At 65.5% G+C, this 17,014-nt stretch carries 14 protein-coding genes; 8 read left to right on the top strand and 6 right to left on the bottom strand.

All coding sequences use genetic code 11. The features are described 5' to 3' along the window. Positions 1-65 precede the first annotated feature (65 nt). Complete coding sequence (locus DYQ94_RS14095) at positions 66-1,649, bottom strand: transglycosylase SLT domain-containing protein (protein WP_024939546.1); 1,584 nt, start codon at positions 1,647-1,649, stop codon at positions 66-68. 285 nt (positions 1,650-1,934) lie between these two features. On the opposite strand from DYQ94_RS14095, the gene DYQ94_RS14090 reads away from it, so the two are divergent. Beyond that, entirely contained in the window at positions 1,935-3,440 is a 1,506-nt protein-coding gene (locus tag DYQ94_RS14090) for a helicase HerA-like domain-containing protein (protein ID WP_126965959.1), read from the top strand. A gap of 51 nt (positions 3,441-3,491) precedes the next feature. Here the strand turns inward: DYQ94_RS14090 and nudK are convergent, their stop codons facing one another. Then, positions 3,492-4,112, bottom strand: a complete 621-nt coding sequence (gene nudK / locus DYQ94_RS14085) for a GDP-mannose pyrophosphatase NudK (RefSeq protein WP_126965958.1) — start codon at positions 4,110-4,112, stop codon at positions 3,492-3,494. Between the two features lie 356 nt (positions 4,113-4,468). Between nudK and DYQ94_RS14080 the strand changes: the two genes are divergently transcribed. Next, the gene (locus DYQ94_RS14080; RefSeq protein WP_160954460.1) at positions 4,469-5,743 is read left to right on the top strand and encodes a DUF4013 domain-containing protein; all 1,275 of its coding nucleotides are present in this window, start codon (positions 4,469-4,471) and stop codon (positions 5,741-5,743) included. Positions 5,744-6,157: 414 nt separating this feature from the next. Here the strand turns inward: DYQ94_RS14080 and DYQ94_RS14075 are convergent, their stop codons facing one another. Beyond that, entirely contained in the window at positions 6,158-7,624 is a 1,467-nt protein-coding gene (locus DYQ94_RS14075; RefSeq protein ID WP_160954459.1) for a rhomboid family intramembrane serine protease, read from the bottom strand. Positions 7,625-7,730: 106 nt separating this feature from the next. On the opposite strand from DYQ94_RS14075, the gene greB reads away from it, so the two are divergent. Next, positions 7,731-8,237, top strand: a complete 507-nt coding sequence (greB, locus tag DYQ94_RS14070) for a transcription elongation factor GreB (RefSeq protein ID WP_024939541.1) — start codon at positions 7,731-7,733, stop codon at positions 8,235-8,237. A gap of 125 nt (positions 8,238-8,362) precedes the next feature. On the opposite strand, the gene rimO is transcribed toward greB, so the two are convergent. Continuing rightward, positions 8,363-9,736, bottom strand: coding sequence for a 30S ribosomal protein S12 methylthiotransferase RimO (gene rimO, locus DYQ94_RS14065; RefSeq protein WP_126965957.1), 1,374 nt, complete (start codon positions 9,734-9,736; stop codon positions 8,363-8,365). A gap of 180 nt (positions 9,737-9,916) precedes the next feature. Between rimO and DYQ94_RS14060 the strand changes: the two genes are divergently transcribed. The 4 genes from DYQ94_RS14060 (at position 9,917) to DYQ94_RS14045 (ending at position 11,866) form a co-directional block, all read left to right on the top strand. Next, complete coding sequence (locus DYQ94_RS14060) at positions 9,917-10,579, top strand: dienelactone hydrolase family protein (protein ID WP_016905084.1); 663 nt, start codon at positions 9,917-9,919, stop codon at positions 10,577-10,579. Next, on the top strand, positions 10,576-11,013 hold the full coding sequence (locus DYQ94_RS14055) for an HIT domain-containing protein (RefSeq protein WP_054592514.1): 438 nt from the start codon (positions 10,576-10,578) through the stop codon (positions 11,011-11,013). The genes DYQ94_RS14060 and DYQ94_RS14055 overlap by 4 nt, the downstream gene beginning before the upstream one ends. Before the next feature lie 27 nt (positions 11,014-11,040). After that, positions 11,041-11,208: a LiaI-LiaF-like domain-containing protein gene (locus DYQ94_RS14050; RefSeq protein ID WP_006452352.1), complete on the top strand. Its 168-nt coding sequence runs from the start codon at positions 11,041-11,043 to the stop codon at positions 11,206-11,208. A 472-nt stretch (positions 11,209-11,680) separates the two neighbouring features. Beyond that, positions 11,681-11,866: a LiaI-LiaF-like domain-containing protein gene (locus tag DYQ94_RS14045; protein ID WP_055827658.1), complete on the top strand. Its 186-nt coding sequence runs from the start codon at positions 11,681-11,683 to the stop codon at positions 11,864-11,866. A gap of 22 nt (positions 11,867-11,888) precedes the next feature. On the opposite strand, the gene dcd is transcribed toward DYQ94_RS14045, so the two are convergent. Together dcd and apbC are read right to left on the bottom strand one after the other, a co-directional pair. After that, positions 11,889-12,458: a dCTP deaminase gene (gene dcd / locus DYQ94_RS14040; protein WP_010366727.1), complete on the bottom strand. Its 570-nt coding sequence runs from the start codon at positions 12,456-12,458 to the stop codon at positions 11,889-11,891. 96 nt (positions 12,459-12,554) lie between these two features. After that, positions 12,555-13,406, bottom strand: a complete 852-nt coding sequence (gene apbC, locus DYQ94_RS14035; RefSeq protein WP_024939536.1) for an iron-sulfur cluster carrier protein ApbC — start codon at positions 13,404-13,406, stop codon at positions 12,555-12,557. A 339-nt stretch (positions 13,407-13,745) separates the two neighbouring features. Here apbC and DYQ94_RS14030 point away from each other — a divergent pair, with 339 nt between their 5' ends. Further along, the gene (locus DYQ94_RS14030; protein ID WP_160954458.1) at positions 13,746-16,736 is read left to right on the top strand and encodes a TonB-dependent receptor plug domain-containing protein; all 2,991 of its coding nucleotides are present in this window, start codon (positions 13,746-13,748) and stop codon (positions 16,734-16,736) included. Positions 16,737-17,014: the final 278 nt, after the last annotated feature.

Raw genomic sequence — 17,014 nt, 5'->3', positions numbered from 1 at the left:
CGGCCCGGCGCAGCTCTCTTAGCAGCTGGCCGATGCTCTAACCCACGCGGTACTGCAAGCGCTGCTCAGCGATCGCAGCCGGCCAGCTTGATGCTCTGCCCTGGCTTGAGCGCATACGACGGCGCCTTCAGGCCATTGGCCTTGGCCAGCTCCTTGATCTCGCACTGGTACTTCTGCGCGACGCGGCCGAGCGTGTCGCCCCTGGCGATGGTGTAGCTGCGCGCCTGCTTGGCCTTGGGCTTGGCGATCGCCGGCTGGCCGGTAGCCACGGTGGTCGGCACACCGGCCATCGGGCTGACATCGCCCACCGCCACGCTGGGCACGTACTCGGGGGCGCTGCTGCTGCGCACGATCGCGCTGTTGAGATCGGCGGTGATCAGCGTGCGTGCCAGGTCCGCGCGCGGGCCATTCACGCAGTAGCGCGTGTACAGGCTGACGATGCGGTTGGTGGCGTTGATGACGGTGCCGGCCGGGATCCAGCCATCGGATTCATAGCGCGGGTTGAGGTTGCGCAACGCACGCATGTAACCGTCGCGCGTGCCCATGCTGCCCAGGCAGATGGTGAGTTCGTAGATGGTGGTCGACTTGGCCAGCTTCAGCGTGGCCGGCTGCGCGTCGAGTTTGGCGAAGTCCACACCGTACTGGCGCGGGTGCAGGAAGATCCACGCCGCGGCGATCACCATCGGCACGTAGTCCTTGGTTTCGGCCGGAAACTGGTTGTAGACATCCTGCTCCCAGAACCCGCGCCCGCCGCTCTGCGAGAACACGCGCGCAGCACGGCCTTCGCCGCCGTTGTAGGCGGCCAGCGCCAGTTCGATGTTGCGGTTGAGCCCGGCCATGCGCTCGTTGAGGTAGGCGGCGCTGGCTTCGGCGGCGCTGCGTGCATCGAAGCGCGTGTCGAAGCCGGTGCCGTCCGGGCCCAGCCCGAAACGGCGCCCGGTGGCCGGCATGAACTGCATCAACCCGGCCGCGCCGGCACGCGAGCTGGCGTGCACCTTGCCGTTGGATTCCTTGGCCATGATGCCGAACAGCAGTGCCTCGGGCAGGCCGCGCTTCTGCCATTCCGGCCACATCACCCCGCGCAGGTTGCTGTAGTTCTCGTAGCTGGTCAGCAGCGCCGGGCGCATGTCGGTCAGCCAGCGGCGGATGCCGGCCTGCACCGCCGGGTTGTACTGCACCATCTTGTCGAAATCGTGGCGCTGGTCGTTGAGCAGCGTGGCGGCACGCGCCGCCTCGGGCACGCCGTTCGCCGCCGGGCCGAGGTGGTCCGGGTCGGCCTGCAGCAGGGTGTCGTCGTCCTGCGGATCTTCGGCGGCCGGCGCTTCGGCATCGGCGCGCGCCTTCAGCAGGCGTTTGTAGGTGGCCAGCTGATTGGCGACCAGGCAGCCGCGCTGCTTGATGCAGGCGTCGATGACATCTTCCATGTCCTCCAGCGCGGCATCGCCTTCGGCGGTGCCCTTGGGGTCGGAGTTGTTCACCAGCACCAGCGCATCGCGATAACGCTTTTCGGCGGCGGCCATGCGGGCATCGAGCACGGCGGCCTTCTCCGTATCGCGTTTGGAAATGGCGTGGGCAGCGGGGACGACAGACATCAGCGCCACCACGACCAGAACCGGCCATGGGCGCAAACCAAAATGAGCGAGCGGCATCGTAGGCAGTACAGCGGAAAGGCAGGCAGGGTAGCCGCCGGGGCGACACCGGGGCAAGGCGGCGGGGCCGGCAGGGTCAGTGGGCCGTTAGCTTGGCAGTGGCGCAGCGGGCCTGGAATGCCTGGGCAAACGGCGGCAAGCGGCTGGCACACCGGCTGCGTCATTGCACCGCCTGTCGGCCGCCGGCAGCCGGACAGCACGGTCGAAATCCGGGGTCAAGCGCCCGCCAGGTTTGTCCGGCCGGATTGCCCGCTAGAATCCGGCGTTTCCCACCGGATCTGCGCTATGGCCTCGTTCCTGCTCGGCAAAGGCGTCACCGACGACATCCCGGTCGTGCTGGAAGGGCGCTTCGGCAATCGCCACGGACTGGTGGCCGGCGCCACCGGCACCGGCAAGACCGTGACCTTGATGACCCTGGCCGAAGGCTTCTCGCGCATGGGTGTCCCGGTGTTCCTGGCCGACGTGAAAGGCGATGTCGCCGGACTGGCAGTGGCAGGCGACGGCGCCGCCGGCGTGCTGCAGCGCGCCACGGAGATCGGCATCACCGACTACGCGCCGGCCGCCAGCCCGGTGGTGTTCTGGGATCTGTACGGCCAGCTCGGCCACCCGGTGCGCACCACCGTCAGCGAGATGGGCCCTGCCCTGCTGGCGCGCATTCTGGAACTCAACGACACCCAGTCCGGCGTGCTCGACATCGTGTTCAAGCTGGCCGACGACCGTGGCCTGCTGTTGCTGGACCTGGACGACCTGCGCGCGCTGCTTGGATTGGTGGTGGAAGAACGCAAGGAGCTGTCCACCAGTTACGGGCTGGTCTCCAGCCAGTCGGTGGCCGCGATCCAGCGCGCCCTGCTGCGGCTGGCGCAGGACGGTGGCGAGCACTTCTTCGGCGAGCCGGCGCTGGAGCTGGCCGACCTGATGCGCGTGTCTGCGGACGGCCGTGGCGTGATCGGCATCCTGGCGGCCAATCAACTGGTGCTCAAGCCGAAGCTGTATTCCACCTTCCTGCTGTGGCTGCTTTCGGAACTGTTCGAGCGTCTGCCCGAGGTGGGCGACCTGGAACACCCCAAGCTGGTGTTCGTCTTCGACGAAGCGCATTTGCTGTTCGACGATGCGCCGGCTGCGCTGGTGCAGCGGATCGAGCAGGTGGTCCGGCTGATCCGCTCCAAGGGCGTGGGCGTGTATTTCTGCTCGCAGTTTCCCGACGACATTCCGGACAACATCCTCGGCCAGCTCGGCAACCGCGTGCAGCATGCCCTGCGCGCGTTCACCCCGCGCGACCAGAAGGCGGTCAAGACCGCGGCGCAGACCTTCGTGGCCAATCCCAAGCTCGATGTGGCCACGGCGATCTCCAGCCTGGGCACCGGCGAGGCGCTGGTGTCGCCGCTGCAAGGCAAGGGCGTGCCGGCACCGGTGCAGCAAACGCTCATCGCCCCGCCGCGCTGCCGCATGGGCGCCATCAGCGAGACCGAACGCGCGCAGGTGCGCGCGGCCAGCCCGGTCGGCACCCGCTACGACACCGCGATCAACCGCGAATCGGCTGCCGAGCTGCTGGCGTGCCGCGTCGAACAGGTCGCCGAACACAACGCCGCACCGCCGGCACGCACCCGCGAGGACGAGGAAACGCAGGACAGCGGTTTCGGAAAAGCCGTCAAGGATGCCGTGTTCGGCACCGGCCGCCGTCAGGGCATGCTGGAAACGATGGCAAAGCAGACCTCGCGCACCATCGGCAGCAAGATCGGCCAGCAGATCGTGCGCGGCATCTTCGGCAGCATTTTTGGTGGGAAGCGTTGATCAGCTTGACCGCCGCTGACACGTCTCGATGACACCGTCGCCCCTGAAGGGCTACCGCGTGTTGGCGTGGACGGACCCCAACACACCATGCAACTTGGCGTACTGCAACAGCATGATGGTCTTGGCATCGGCGATTTCGCCCGAGCCGATCATCGCCAGCGCTGCATCCAATGACAGTTCCAGCACCTCGATCTCTTCGCCGTCTTCTTCAAGCCCACCGCCCTCGCTGACCTTGTCGCCGTCGAAGTATTCGCCAACGAAGAAATACAGACGCTCGGTCACCGAACCCGGGCTCATGAAGGCCTCGAACACCTTGCGCACGTTGTCGATGCGGTAGCCGGTTTCTTCTTCGGTTTCCTTGCGAATGCAGGTCAGCGCATCGTCCCGGTCGAGCAGGCCGGCGCAGGCTTCGATCAGCATGCCGTCGGGATTGCCGTTGAGCAGCGTGGGCAGGCGGAACTGGCGGGTGAGCATCACGGTCTGCTTGGCGCGGCTATACAGCAGGATGGTGGCGCCATTGCCACGATCGTAGGCCTCGCGTGACAGGGTCTGCCAGCGGCCGTCCTTGCGCTGAAAATCGAACGTGACCTTGCGCAGCACATACCAATTGTCCGAGAGCACATCGATGCTGCGAATGCGGACCTGCGGGTTGCCGGTGACAGAAGGATTCAAGCGACACTCCTTGTGATGCGAGCGACGGCAATGCCAGGGGCGCGGCGCGCCCGGTCGCTGGTACGGGCCGCGAGATTGCGGCGGGCCATTATTTTACCTATCGCCTCCCCCAGTGCGTCGGACAGATCACGCACGCAACGCATCGGCGGCCTGTCGCTGCGCGTCCGATGCTATCGGACACAGCGAGCTTCGATGCAATGCCGGCACTGATGCACGGCCTGGCCAGCAGTATCCGGACCATGCCCGCGACATGTCCCCGGTCGCTGGCGATCCAGGTTAGTCGGCGTCCCTCCCCCAATTGCGTGACGGCACGCACCACCGCACAATCCGGTCACATCACACGCCTGGGGAGCGTCATGGAAGACCGTTTTCGCGCACGCAAGGTTGCCGCGCAGGCCGCGCCGGCACCGTTCTGGACCCGCATTCCCGCCATTGCCACCTATCCGCTGCGCGGCTCGGCGCTGTACGCATTGATCGCGCTGACGCTGTGCAGCGCGCTGCTGGTGCTGCCCGGCATTCTGAAACTGGTGGTCGCCGGCGTGCTGGGCATGGCGACCTACACCTATGCCTTCGACATCCTGCGCCATACCGCCGACGGGCAAGCCGACGCGCCCCGGCTGGGCTACAACAGCTTCGACAGCGCGGTGCTGCGGCTGGTCCTGCTGGCGTTTGCGCTGGGCATCGTCATTGGTGCGGCGGGCGTGCTGGCGGGCAAGCCTGGCCTGACCATCGCCTATCTGGCAGTCCAGCTGCTGCTGCCGGGCATGATGATTGCGCTGGCCATCGATGGCAGCCTGCGCCGCGCCCTCAATCCGGCCGTGTCGATCGACATGGCAATGCGCATCGGCTGGCCGTACCTGGCTGCATACGGTTTGCTGTATGTGATCCAGGGCAGCGCCACTGCGGCGATCTTCATTGCGGTGAAGTATCTGCCGCCGATCGTGCGCGAGGCGACGATGGTGATCGCCTCGATCTGGAGCCTGTTCGCCAGCTTCCACCTGATGGGGTATCTGGTCTACCAGTACCACGAAGACCTCGGCTACGTGCCCAGCGGCGATGCTGCGTTCGAGCGCGAAGACCCGGATCAACGCCTGCTCGACGAAGCCGAACAATATCTGCGCGACGGACATTCCGACGAGGCATTCCAGGCGCTGCGCGGGGCGGTACGTTCGCGTGCGGTAAGCCTGGCGGTGCACGAGCTGTATCAGCGCCTGCTGCGTCAACACCATCGCAACGACGAACTGCGCGAGCACACCCGCCAGTACATCAACCGCCTGCTGCAGGAAAAACAGGAGCGTCGCGCGCTCGCATTGCAGCGCGAAGCGCTGGACGGCGACTCCACGTTTACCCCGCTGACGCCAGAGCACGCCACCTTGCTGGCCGAGCGCGCAAAGATGGCCGGGCAATTCCAGCTGGCGACCGACGGCCTGCTTGCGGCAGTCGCCGCATGGCCGCGCGACCGGATGATGCCGGCCTGGTCGCTGGATGCCGGCCTACTGTTGGGCGAACGGTTCGGCCGCGATGAGCAGGCGCGCGCAGTGCTGCAAAACGCACTGGCTCAATGCGACGACGATGCACTACGCGCGAAGCTGGAAGCCGCGCTGAAAGCGGTGGCGATTCAACCAGCTTGAGCAGCCAACAAAACTTTCTAAGGCGCAGATCAGATGCTCCACCATCGGTCCGTCGCGCGACGTGTACTGCTCGCAACCCTACATACCGACCATCTCGACTGGTCCTTGCCCGCTCACCGTCGCGGGACCTTACGCGGCATGGATGCCGCGTAAGAGCCTACAAGGACGTACTCGCGGCGTGTCCTGCGATGGTGGGCGGGCAAGGGCCCTGCAGCCACACCGCAGATCAACCGCTCTGCAATTGATCCATCCGCGCTAGACAATTCTGCTCGAGGCAGAAGAAACAACAGCAACCCGGACCTCGCGTAGCAGTGTCTTTCAAGTCCAGTCGAACGCCAGATCAAAAGCTCCGGTGAGTCGAGTGTACGGTGCCCTCACCGCTTGCGTTGGCAACACGGATCAAGCAGAAACCACTCATCCGTTCTCGAGCAAAAAGCGCGCCTTGCTGGCCTGTGCCTGCTCGGGGAACTGCTCCAGCAGCTGACGCAGCAAGCGCGCACGCTGCGCGCCGTCCTGCAGCTCGCCGTGTCGCAGGGCCAGTACGAACCAGTGGTGCGCCAGCTCGGCGCGCGGCATCCCCGACTCGCCTTCCTTCAACAGACGTTCGGCATCGGCCAACAATCCCGTGCGCAGGCATGCGCCGATCAGTGCCATGCGTGCCGATGGCGCGTACCCAATCCCGGCCTTGCCCAGTTCGGCAGCGACTGTCAGCTGGATGCGCGTCTGCTCGGCGTGGTGCGTGTGCAGCTGCAACAGCGTTTGCGCGTGTTGCAGGCTGTCCTGGTTGCGGCCGGCATTGCGCGCGGTGCGGTAGCGCGCCAGCGCCACGTCCAGGTTATGCGGCTGCTCGCTGGCCAGCTCCGCCAACAGGCGCTCGGCTTCCACGTTCTCCATGCGTCCCAGGTGCCGCTGCGCGCGCTCCCAACGATCGTCCACCAGCACTGCCTCGCTCTCCTGCATGAAGGCCGGGCGCGTGCGCCGCAACAGCACCAGTACGACACCGAGCAGGGCGCCACTGACCAGCCCACCGGCGTGTGCCTCGAAGGCGACACTGCCGTTGTCGCTCCATAGCAGGCTGTACAGCTCCCAGCCCAGCCACAGCGGCAGCAGCAGGATCGCCGGCCCGCGTACGTAATCGAATACCACAAAGAACCAGTAGAAGAAGCGCACCTTGCGCCTGCCCCAGACCACGCAGAACGCGCCCATCAAGGCAGCGATCGCACCGGAGGCGCCCAGGCCGCCGCCCGGCGCGCCCCAGCGCCACCACAGGCTGGCCGCGCTGGCACCGAACCCGCCGAGCAGATACAGCAGCAGGAACCAGCCGCTGCCGATCGCACCTTCCAGCAAGGTGCCCAGCGCCAGCAGAAACAGCATGTTGCCCAGCAAATGATCGAAGCTGCCATGCAGGAAGGTGGCCGTCAGCATCCTCGCAGGTGACCACTCGGAGCTACGCTGCAGATGCCGCAACGTGAACACCTTGGACAGGCGCGCATCGTAGGGCACGCGCAATGTGCGCCATTCGCGCAGACGCTGCTCATCCTTGAACAACGCGCCGCTGCGCAATGCCTCTGTAAAGGCCAGGTCGTGCATCGTCAGCTGCGCCAGATAGGCAAGGCGTTGCCGCGCCGGCACGCTGTCCAGCCTGGCCCGGCGCGCAGCGCGCAACCTGGTGTCGTCGGTCTGCTGCAGATAGCGCTCGTGGGCTTGCGCCTCCACTGCACCGAGGCCCGACTCGACGTAGTAGCGCACCGCGTTTTCGACCAGCGCATCGTCCTTGCGCTGATAGCCCAGGTAGACCACCACATTGACCAACACCAGCAGCAGCGTCACCCAGGGAATGTTCTGGCGCGACCAGGGTTTGTGCAGCGGCATCAGCAACATGACAACGTCCGTGTCCGAGAGAGCGCAAAGCTTCGCCGTGCGACGGCAGATGCGCAAGCCGGCCATGCGCGCTAGCATCGCGGCCCCGCTGTCCGATACACCGCCCATGAGCCGCTGGCGCCCGCCCGCCGAAAAAAGCACCGCACTGATCACGCCCGACGGCCACGCCCGGCTCAAGGCCGAGCTGGAAGAGCTGTGGCGCGTGCGTCGGCCGGAGGTGGTGCGTGCGCTGGCCGCCGCAGCGGCAGAGGGCGACCGCTCGGAGAACGCGGAGTACACCTATCGCAAGAAGCAGCTGGGCGAGATCGACCGCCGCGTGCGTTATCTGAGCAAACGGCTGGAAGCGCTGCGTGTGGTGGATACCGCACCGACCGATCCGCGCGCGGTATTCTTCGGCGCACAGGTCGAATTGGAGGACGCCGACAGCGGCGAGCTGCTGCACTACCGCATTGTCGGCCCGGACGAAACCGACGCCGGACGCGGCTGGATCAGCATCGACTCGCCCTTGGCGCGCGCGCTGCTGAAAAAACGCGTGGACGACGAGTTCGAAGCGCAGTTGCCGTCGGGCAAGCACACCTTCGTGGTGGTGTCGGTGGATTACGCTACCCAGTAGGCGAGTGACCACACTCTGCTGACCTGCGTGTAGGAGCGCACTTGTGCGCGATGGGGCGTTATCGATCAGGCCTCATCGCGCGCAAGCGCGCTCCTACGGACAGATGTGCAAGGACCAGCGTCCAGTTACACCATCTGCAGATTCAACGGACGTCCCTGCTGGATTGCGACATTGGCCGGCAATGCATCGCCGAACAGATCGTGCTCGTCACTGTCGGTGATTTCCACATCGACCAGGTCGCCGACCTTCAAGCCGCGCTCGCCGCCATTCTGGATATGCACCAGGCCGTCGATTTCCGGTGCGTCCGCGCGTGAGCGCGCCACCGCGATATCGTCTTCGATCAGGTCGACCAGGCATTGCTGCACGCTGCCAATCTTGGCCTCCAGCCGCGCGGCGGAAATCTCCGCTTGCCTGGCCATGAAGCGCGCCAGACGCTCCTGCTTGAGCTCTTCCGGCACCGGATCCGGCAACGCGTTGGCGCTGGCACCCTCCACCGGCGAATACGCAAACGCGCCGACGCGATCGAGCTGGGCCTGGTCCAGGAAGTCGAGCATGGATTCGAATTCGGCATCGGTTTCGCCGGGGAAGCCGACGATGAAGGTGGAGCGCACCGTGATCTCCGGGCACATCGCCTTCCAGCACTGCACGCGCTCGAGGGTTTTTTCCACCGCACCGGGCCGCTTCATCAGCTTGAGAATGCGCGGGCTGGCGTGCTGGAACGGAATGTCCAGGTACGGCAGCAGCTTGCCTTCGGCCATCAGCGGAATCACATCGTCCACGTGTGGGTACGGATACACGTAGTGCAGCCGCGTCCACACGCCCAGCTCCGACAGGCCTTCGCACAGCGCCTTCATGCGGGTCTGGTACATGCGATCGCGCCACGGGCGCTCGGCATATTTCAGGTCCACGCCGTAGGCCGAGGTGTCCTGCGAGACCACCAGCAATTCCTTGACCCCGCCACGGACCAGGCGTTCGGCTTCGCGCAGCACTTCATCGACCGGACGCGAGGCCAGATCGCCGCGCATCGACGGAATGATGCAGAAGCTGCAACGGTGGTTGCAGCCTTCGGAGATCTTCAGGTACGCGTAATGGCGCGGGGTCAGCTTGATGCCGTAGTCGGGCACCAGATCCACGAACGGGTCGTGGCGCGGCGGCAATGCGGCGTGCACCGCCTCCATCACGCTCTGGTAGTCCTGCGGGCCGGACACCGCCAGCACCTGCGGATAGGCCTCGCGGATCTGTTCCGGGCGCTTGCCCAGGCAGCCGGTGACGATCACCTTGCCGTTGGCGTTCATCGCCTCGCCGATCGCATCCAGCGACTCGGTCACCGCCGAGTCGATGAAGCCGCAGGTGTTGACCACCACCACGTCGGCGGCGTCGTAACTGGGCACGATGTCGTAGCCCTCCACGCGCAGCTGGGTGAGGATGCGTTCGGAGTCGACGAGCGCCTTCGGGCAGCCAAGGCTGACGAAGCCGACTTTGGGGTTCAGCTGGGACATGGAAGCAGGAGCCTGGGAACGGAGCGGCCTGGGGCCTGAGTGGAGCAATTATAGCGGCGCGCGGGCAGCGCTCTGAACCGCGCTGCGGGCGGGCAAGGTCATCTTAGCGAGACCCTCACCTGCAGCGCCGCCGATCCGGTCGATAATGCGCGCCTTCCCCCTACCGCAGCAGGAGTTCCCATGGGTCACTGGACCACGCTCGACACCCCCGACGGCCAGGTCGCCGCCTGGCACGCCACCCCGACCTCCAGCCCGCGCGGCGGCCTGGTGGTGATCCAGGAGATCTTCGGCGTCAACGAACATATCCGCGCGGTGGCCGACGATTACGCCGCACGCGGCTACGAAGTGCTGGCGCCGGCCTTCTTCGACCTGGAAGAGAAGGACGTGCAGCTGCCCTACGACCAGGAAAGCCTGCAGCGCGGCCTGGCACTGGCCAATGCGGTCGGCCTGGAGCGCGCGGTGGAGGTGGTCAAATCCGCCGCCACCCTGCTCGGCCGCGCCGGCAAGGTCGGCACCGTGGGCTATTGCTGGGGCGGCTCGGTGGCGCTGCTGTCGGCGATCCGCCTGGGCCTGCCCTCGGTGAGCTACTACGGCGGCCGCAACACCCAGCTACTGGACGAAACTCCGAAGGCGCCGGTGATGTTCCACTTCGGCGAGCAGGACACCAGCATTCCGCCCGAGGCGATCCAGGCCCACCGCGAGAAGCTGCCGCAGATGGAAACCTTCGTGTATCCGACCGGCCACGCTTTCAACCGCAGCATCGACCCGACCCACTACGACGCAGACAGCGCCGAGCGTGCACTGGAGCGCACCCTGGGCTTTTTTGAAGCGCATCTGGGATGAGCGGGACTGCAGCCGGCATGTCCGAGGCGAGCGGCTTCCAGCTCGATGCGCGGCTGGCCGCAGACAGCGTGTTCGTCGCCGACGGACCGCTGTCGCAGGTGCGGCTGATGGACGACAGCCGCTTCCCGTGGCTGGTGCTGGTGCCGCGGGTCGCCGATGTCAGCGAGTGGATCGATCTGGATGGCGGCCAGCAGCGTCTGTTGCTGGCCGAGATCAATCAGCTCTCGCAGTTGATGCGGGTCGAGCCCGGGGTCGCCAAGCTCAATATCGGCGCGCTGGGCAACATCGTGCGGCAGCTGCACGTGCATCTGGTCGGCCGGCATCCGGGCGATGCGGCCTGGCCTGGCCCGGTCTGGGGCAGCGGCAGCGCGCAGCGCTTCGAGGCCGACGCGCTGCACCAGCATGTCGCTGCGTGGGCGCAGCGGCTACGATAGGCGCCCGTCTAACAACCACCTGTCCGCATGAAATCCAATGTCGTCGCCGCGCTGATCCTGATCCTCGTCGGCCTGCTGTTCCTGGCCAACAACCTGGGCTGGACCAATGTCAGTCTTGGCCGGCTGATCGCCACGTGGTGGCCGGCGGCGTTGGTCGCCTGCGGTGTGGGGATGTTGTTTGGGCGGGGCAAATAGCCGGGAATCGGGATTGGGGAATCGTAAGAGCGCGCTTCTGGCGCTGTTGATTCCCGAACTGTCCGGCCGTAGCTGCTGATCTGTCACTGATTGGATGCGGCAATGCGCCTTGAGGCGCGGCTCTCGCCCGTGTGCATGATGGGCGTTAGCTCCCAAAAATATGGAATGGAGCGATTCCAGCAGTCGATCAGCCCCAGCGCCGGGTCAGAGCGCCGACATCCCTTCTCCCATCGGGAGAAGGTGCCCCGAAGGGCGGACCAGGGGACGCGCGAAGCCTCATGCGCTAGCCGACTGCACCCGTAGAGAGGCAGGACTCCCGTATCCCCGGGACTGCCAGCGAACACGACACGGCCCCCAATACAGCCATGACCTGGCCGACATGACGTTTGTCATCTGCAAGTGTTGACTTCCGGCACCTGATCGGTGGGTGTATTGCGCGCAGCATGGGCGCACACCTACCGAGGACATCGCCATGCACTATCGCCTGATTCCCGCCCTGTTCCTGATCACGCTGGGCACGCTGTTTCTGCTGGACAACCTCGGGCTGGCCCGTATCGACCTGGGCAACCTGGTGTCGACCTGGTGGCCGGCGTTGCTGATCGCCGCCGGCGTGCGCCAACTGCTGCGCTACCGCGAGCGGACCACCGCGACCTGCTGAAGGCCGCGGCTGCTCCACTGCATCAGGTGCGCGGTAGGGTCACGCCGGTCTGGCCCTGGTACTTGCCGCCGCGGTCCTTGTACGAGGTCTCGCAGACTTCGTCGGACTGGAAGAACAGCATCTGCGCCACGCCTTCGTTGGCGTAGATGCGCGCCGGCAGCGGCGTGGTGTTGCTGAATTCAAGCGTGACGTGGCCTTCCCACTCCGGCTCCAGCGGGGTCACGTTGACGATGATGCCGCAGCGCGCATAGGTGCTCTTGCCCAGGCACACCACCAGGGTGTCGCGCGGGATGCGGAAGTATTCCACCGTGCGTGCCAGCGCGAAGCTGTTGGGCGGGATGATGCACACATCCGATTCGATATCGACAAAGCTGCCCGGATCGAAGTGCTTCGGGTCGACGATGGTCGAGTTGATGTTGGTGAAGATCTTGAACTCGCGCGAGCAGCGCACGTCGTACCCGTAGCTGGAAGTGCCGAAGCTGACGATGCGCTGGCCGGCGGCATCGTGCTTGATCTGGCCGGGTTCGAACGGCTCGATCATCGCGTGCTGTTCGGCCATGCGCTTGATCCAGCGGTCGCTCTTGATGCTCATGCGGTGTTCCTTGAAGACGGAAGGCGGCAGGCCGAGCGGCCCGCGCGAAAGGCAGCGAATTCTAGCAAGCGGCCGGCACCAGCGCCGGCCCGCGCGCTACAGCAGCGAAGCCGAAATCGGGATGCTGGCGCGCGGCCGCTTGCCCAGCTCCTCGGACAGGCGCGCGGCAGCGGCCAGATAGGCCTGCGCTGCCGCCGACTCCGGCGCGGCCACCACGATCGGCTGGCCCGCATCGCCCTGCTCGCGGATCGCAATCGCCAGCGGCAACGACCCCAGCAAGGGCACGCCGTACTGGGCGGCCATGCGCTCGCCGCCGCCCTCGCCGAACAGGTGCTCGCGGTGGCCGCACTGGCTGCAGGTGTGCACCGCCATGTTCTCGACGATGCCGAGCACCGGCACCTCGACCTTTTCGAACATCTTCAAGGCCTTGCGCGCATCCAGCGTGGCGATGTCCTGCGGCGTGGTGACGATGACCGCGCCGGCCACCGGGATCTTCTGCGACAAGGTCAGCTGGATGTCGCCGGTGCCTGGCGGCAGGTCGATCAACAGGTAATCCAGGTCGTCCCACAGAGTGTCGTTGAACAGCTGGGTCAGTGCCGAGGTTGCCATCGGCCCGCGCCAGATCATCGGCGTGTCCTGATCGACCAGCAAGCCGATCGACATCGCCTCGATTCCGAACGCGCGCAAGGGCTCGATCGACTTGTTGTCCGGGCTGTCCGGCCGCCCGCTCAGGCCCAGCATCGCCGGCACGCTCGGCCCGTAGATGTCCGCGTCCAGTACGCCGACGCGCGCGCCCTGCTGACGCAAGGCCAACGCCAGATTCACCGCGGTGGTGGACTTGCCCACCCCACCCTTGCCCGAGCCCACCGCGATCACATTGCGGATGCGTGGATGCGGCGCCAGCGCCCCCTGCACCGCGTGCGCGGGGATTCTGCGCTCGCCGCTCATGCGCGTGCGCTCCGGGAGGGGTCGATCACCTTGCTTGAAGCGCGTTGCACCATCGTCGTCATTGCCTGCCTGATTCGTCGTGCGCTGCGAATGCAGCGATGGCTGCGTCGCCAGCCGCAGCGCTGGGAAGACCGTCAGTTTACCGGCTCGGCCACAGGCAGATGCGTTTCAAGCCACCACCGGACACCGGCGCCGCACGCTCACACATGTGTCAAACCGCGGCAAATTTCACAAACGTGGACACATGATTAAGGAATTGTTACGTTTGCAATTCAGTTCAGCCAGCGCTCAGCGAGCACGGCTGTGCCGCAAACTCCCCCGCAAGGAATCTGCAAGCGCATGTCGAGTCGCCTTCTGCAACCCACCCAGCGTCATCGTCTGAGCACCGCGCTGTTTGCCGTGCTGGCCACTTCTGCCGGCCACGCTGCCGCGCAGTCAGAAAACGGGGTCGCACCCGGCACCACCGATCTGGACAAGGTCACTGTCACCGGCTCGCGCATTGCGCGTACCGGCTTCGTCACGCCCTCGCCGGTCACCGCGATCAGTGCCGAGGAAATCCGCGCCACCGGCGCGACCACCATCAGCGACCTGATGGCGCGCATGCCGGCGCTGGCACCGAGCTACACGCTGGGCAATTCCACCCGCTTCATCGGTACCGCCGGGCTGGGCCTGCTCGACCTGCGCGGCATGGGCACCGACCGCACCCTGGTACTGGTCAACGGCCGTCGCCACGTGGGTTCCAGCCCGGGCTCGACTGCGGTGGACGTCAACACGATTCCGGTGGAATGGGTGGAACGCGTCGAAGTCATCACCGGTGGTGCCTCGGCCGTCTACGGTGCCGACGCAGTCGCCGGCGTGGTCAACTTCATCCTCAAGAAGACCTTCACCGGATTCGAGACGCGCGCGCAGACCGGCCTGGCCGATGAGGGCAACTACAACCGCTCCTTCGCCAGCTTCTCGGCAGGCACCGACTTTGCGGACGGCCGCGGCAACATCGCGGTGTCGGGCGAATACAGCAAGCAGGACCGCTTCGGTCGCGGCAACCGCGCCATCGGCCGCGAGTACCTGGTGTCGGTTCAGAACCCCGCGTTCGATCCAAGCCAACCGCCGAGCGAGCGCAGTCCGCAGAACGTGCTCAGCGGCCCGGGCGGCAATCATTCCACGTCCTACGGCGGCACCTTCAACCTGGGCACCTTCGATTTCCGCAACCCGGCCAGCTATGGCAACCGCTACCTGTTCAACCAGGACGGCAGCTTCCGCCGCAACCGCTACAACGGCACGGTGGTCAGCAACACCTCGTGCGTGGATTGCGATTTCGTCGATCTGAATGCGGTGGCCGACCTGCAGCCCGGCTTCGATCGCAAGAGCGTCAATACCATGATCAACTTCGAGCTCAGCGAGAACCATCGCCTGTTCTTCGAAGGCAAGTACAGCGAGACCGATTCGGAATTCTTCGGCCAGCCGGCCTTCGACAGTTCGCTGCGCGTGCGTCGCCAGAATCCGTATGTCAGCCCCGAACTCGGCGCGCTGATGGATTCGCGCGGTGCCACGCAGATCCTGATGAACCGCTTCAACGTCGATGCCGGCCGTCGCGGCGAGAACATCGAACGCAAGACCTATCGCGCAGTGCTCGGTGCCGAGGGCAACTTCACCGATAACTGGAGCTACGACGTGTCCGCCAACTACGGCAAGACCACGGTCGACCGCTTGAATCTCAACAACCGCATCAACGAGCGCTGGCAAGCCGGTATCGATGCCGCACGCGATGCCAGCGGCAACATCGTCTGCCGCACTGCGCTGGATCCGAACGCGATCAATCCGCACACCAACCGCGTCTATTCGGCGCTGGCGCGCGAAGGCTGCGTCCCGTTCAGTGTGTTCGGCAATGGCGCGGTGACCCCGGAAGCAGCGGCATGGTTCAACACCACCGCGCGCTCGCAGGCCAAGATCCAGCAGACCGTGTTCAGCGCATCGGTGGCCAACAGCAACCTGCTGTCGCTGCCGGCCGGCGACATCGGATTTGCCGGTGGCGTGGAATACCGCAAGGAGCAGAGCGAGGAAATCACCGATCCGCTGGCGGCCTCGGGCGCGACCTTCCTCAACGCCATCCCCAACAGCGGTGGCGAATATACCGTCAAGGAAGTCTTCGTCGAGAGCACCATTCCGTTGCTTGCCGGCCTGCCGGGCGTGGACCGGTTGGCACTGGATGTGGCAGGACGCTATTCGGACTACGACAGCATCGGCTCGACCAAGACCTGGAACGTGGGCCTGGACTGGACCATCATCCCGTCGCTGCGTCTGCGCGGCACCGTGGCACAGGCAGTGCGTGCGCCCAGCATCGGTGAGCTGTACGACTCGCAGAGCGAAAACTTCGCGACCATCAACGACCCCTGCAACTACCTGCCGACCAACACCAACCGCCCCGGCACCGCAGGCGATGTGGCATTGCGCCAGGCCAACTGCAGTGCGCTGGGCGTGCCGGTGGGCTGGATCGATACCTTCACCTCCACCCGCCCCGGCGTGAGCGGCGGCAACCCGGAACTGAAACCGGAGCGCGCGCGCAGCCTGTCCTATGGCCTGGTGTGGCAGCCGGAGTTCTTCGAGGGCTTCGGCATGTCGATCGACTACTGGCGCATCGACCTGCAGGACGCGATCGGCACCGTGACCGCAGAGACCAATGCCACGCGCTGCGTGGACAACCCGGGCGGCATCAACAACAGCTTCTGCGGCTTCGTGCAGCGCGCCCCGCTGGGTGGATTCACCGACCCGCAGGGCCGCATCTATCCCGAGCACAGCATCATCGGCTGGCAGGCGCTCAACGAAAACCTGTCACGCTCGCGGCGTGTGGGCGTGGATCTGGAAATGGACTACCGCTTCCAGCTCGGCGAAGGCAACACCGTGCTGCGCCTTGTCGGTACGCGCCTGATCCAGTCGCGCGAATGGGTGTTCCAGGACTTCCCGGCAGAGTACGACGAGTACGTGACCTACGTGACCGATCCGCGCTGGCGCGCCCAGTTCCAGACCAAGTACAACTGGAACGAGTGGCGCGCCTCGTGGGACATGAACTATGTGGACGGCAACCTGCGCGTGACGCCGGAAAGCTACAACAGCAATCCGGGCTCGGCCAGTCCGATCAAGAACGGCTCGTACACCTACCACAACGTCCAGTTCGGCTATCAGTTCCCCGGCTCGAAGATCGACGTCTACCTCGGCATCGACAACGCCTTCGACAAGGATCCGCCGCGCAACTACTTCGGCTCGGACTTCACCTCCGCGCTGTACGACAACATCGGCCGGTTCTTCTACCTGGGTACGACTGTCCGGTTCTGAGCGCTGTTGACGATGCATCAAAAAGACCCCCGTTCGACGGGGTCTTTTTTTGACTTCATGTTTCACATGAAACCAGTAACTCCGGACGCGACACTCTCAAGATGAACGTGGCGCCATGTAGCGTTCGGTTAGTCGGCGCAATGTCATGCCGCATCGCGCGCACTGACAAAAATGAATACTCGTGCCGCACACGTCCGCGATTGTTCGCATGCCCTGCAATTTGTGCGCAGATCCGCATATTTGATGCGGATCTCGCCGTTTTCATTAACGAATCATTC

The organism is Xanthomonas sp. LMG 8993 (genome assembly GCF_009835065.2).
Classification (GTDB): Bacteria; Pseudomonadota; Gammaproteobacteria; order Xanthomonadales; family Xanthomonadaceae; genus Xanthomonas; species Xanthomonas arboricola.
The sequence above is the reverse complement of the archived record's forward strand: the minus strand, read 5'-3'. Positions and strand labels throughout refer to the sequence as shown.

What these genes read in the sequence shown, in the direction of transcription:
- DYQ94_RS14095 (WP_024939546.1), bottom strand. Translation starts at nt 1,649, where the DNA reads ATGCCGCTCGCTCATTTTGGTTTGCGCCCATGGCCGGTTCTGGTCGTG.
- DYQ94_RS14090 (WP_126965959.1), top strand. Translation starts at nt 1,935, where the DNA reads ATGGCCTCGTTCCTGCTCGGCAAAGGCGTCACCGACGACATCCCGGTC.
- DYQ94_RS14080 (WP_160954460.1), top strand. Translation starts at nt 4,469, where the DNA reads ATGGAAGACCGTTTTCGCGCACGCAAGGTTGCCGCGCAGGCCGCGCCG.
- DYQ94_RS14075 (WP_160954459.1), bottom strand. Translation starts at nt 7,624, where the DNA reads ATGTTGCTGATGCCGCTGCACAAACCCTGGTCGCGCCAGAACATTCCC.
- greB (WP_024939541.1), top strand. Translation starts at nt 7,731, where the DNA reads ATGAGCCGCTGGCGCCCGCCCGCCGAAAAAAGCACCGCACTGATCACG.
- rimO (WP_126965957.1), bottom strand. Translation starts at nt 9,736, where the DNA reads ATGTCCCAGCTGAACCCCAAAGTCGGCTTCGTCAGCCTTGGCTGCCCG.
- DYQ94_RS14060 (WP_016905084.1), top strand. Translation starts at nt 9,917, where the DNA reads ATGGGTCACTGGACCACGCTCGACACCCCCGACGGCCAGGTCGCCGCC.
- DYQ94_RS14055 (WP_054592514.1), top strand. Translation starts at nt 10,576, where the DNA reads ATGAGCGGGACTGCAGCCGGCATGTCCGAGGCGAGCGGCTTCCAGCTC.
- DYQ94_RS14050 (WP_006452352.1), top strand. Translation starts at nt 11,041, where the DNA reads ATGAAATCCAATGTCGTCGCCGCGCTGATCCTGATCCTCGTCGGCCTG.
- DYQ94_RS14045 (WP_055827658.1), top strand. Translation starts at nt 11,681, where the DNA reads ATGCACTATCGCCTGATTCCCGCCCTGTTCCTGATCACGCTGGGCACG.
- dcd (WP_010366727.1), bottom strand. Translation starts at nt 12,458, where the DNA reads ATGAGCATCAAGAGCGACCGCTGGATCAAGCGCATGGCCGAACAGCAC.
- apbC (WP_024939536.1), bottom strand. Translation starts at nt 13,406, where the DNA reads ATGAGCGGCGAGCGCAGAATCCCCGCGCACGCGGTGCAGGGGGCGCTG.
- DYQ94_RS14030 (WP_160954458.1), top strand. Translation starts at nt 13,746, where the DNA reads ATGTCGAGTCGCCTTCTGCAACCCACCCAGCGTCATCGTCTGAGCACC.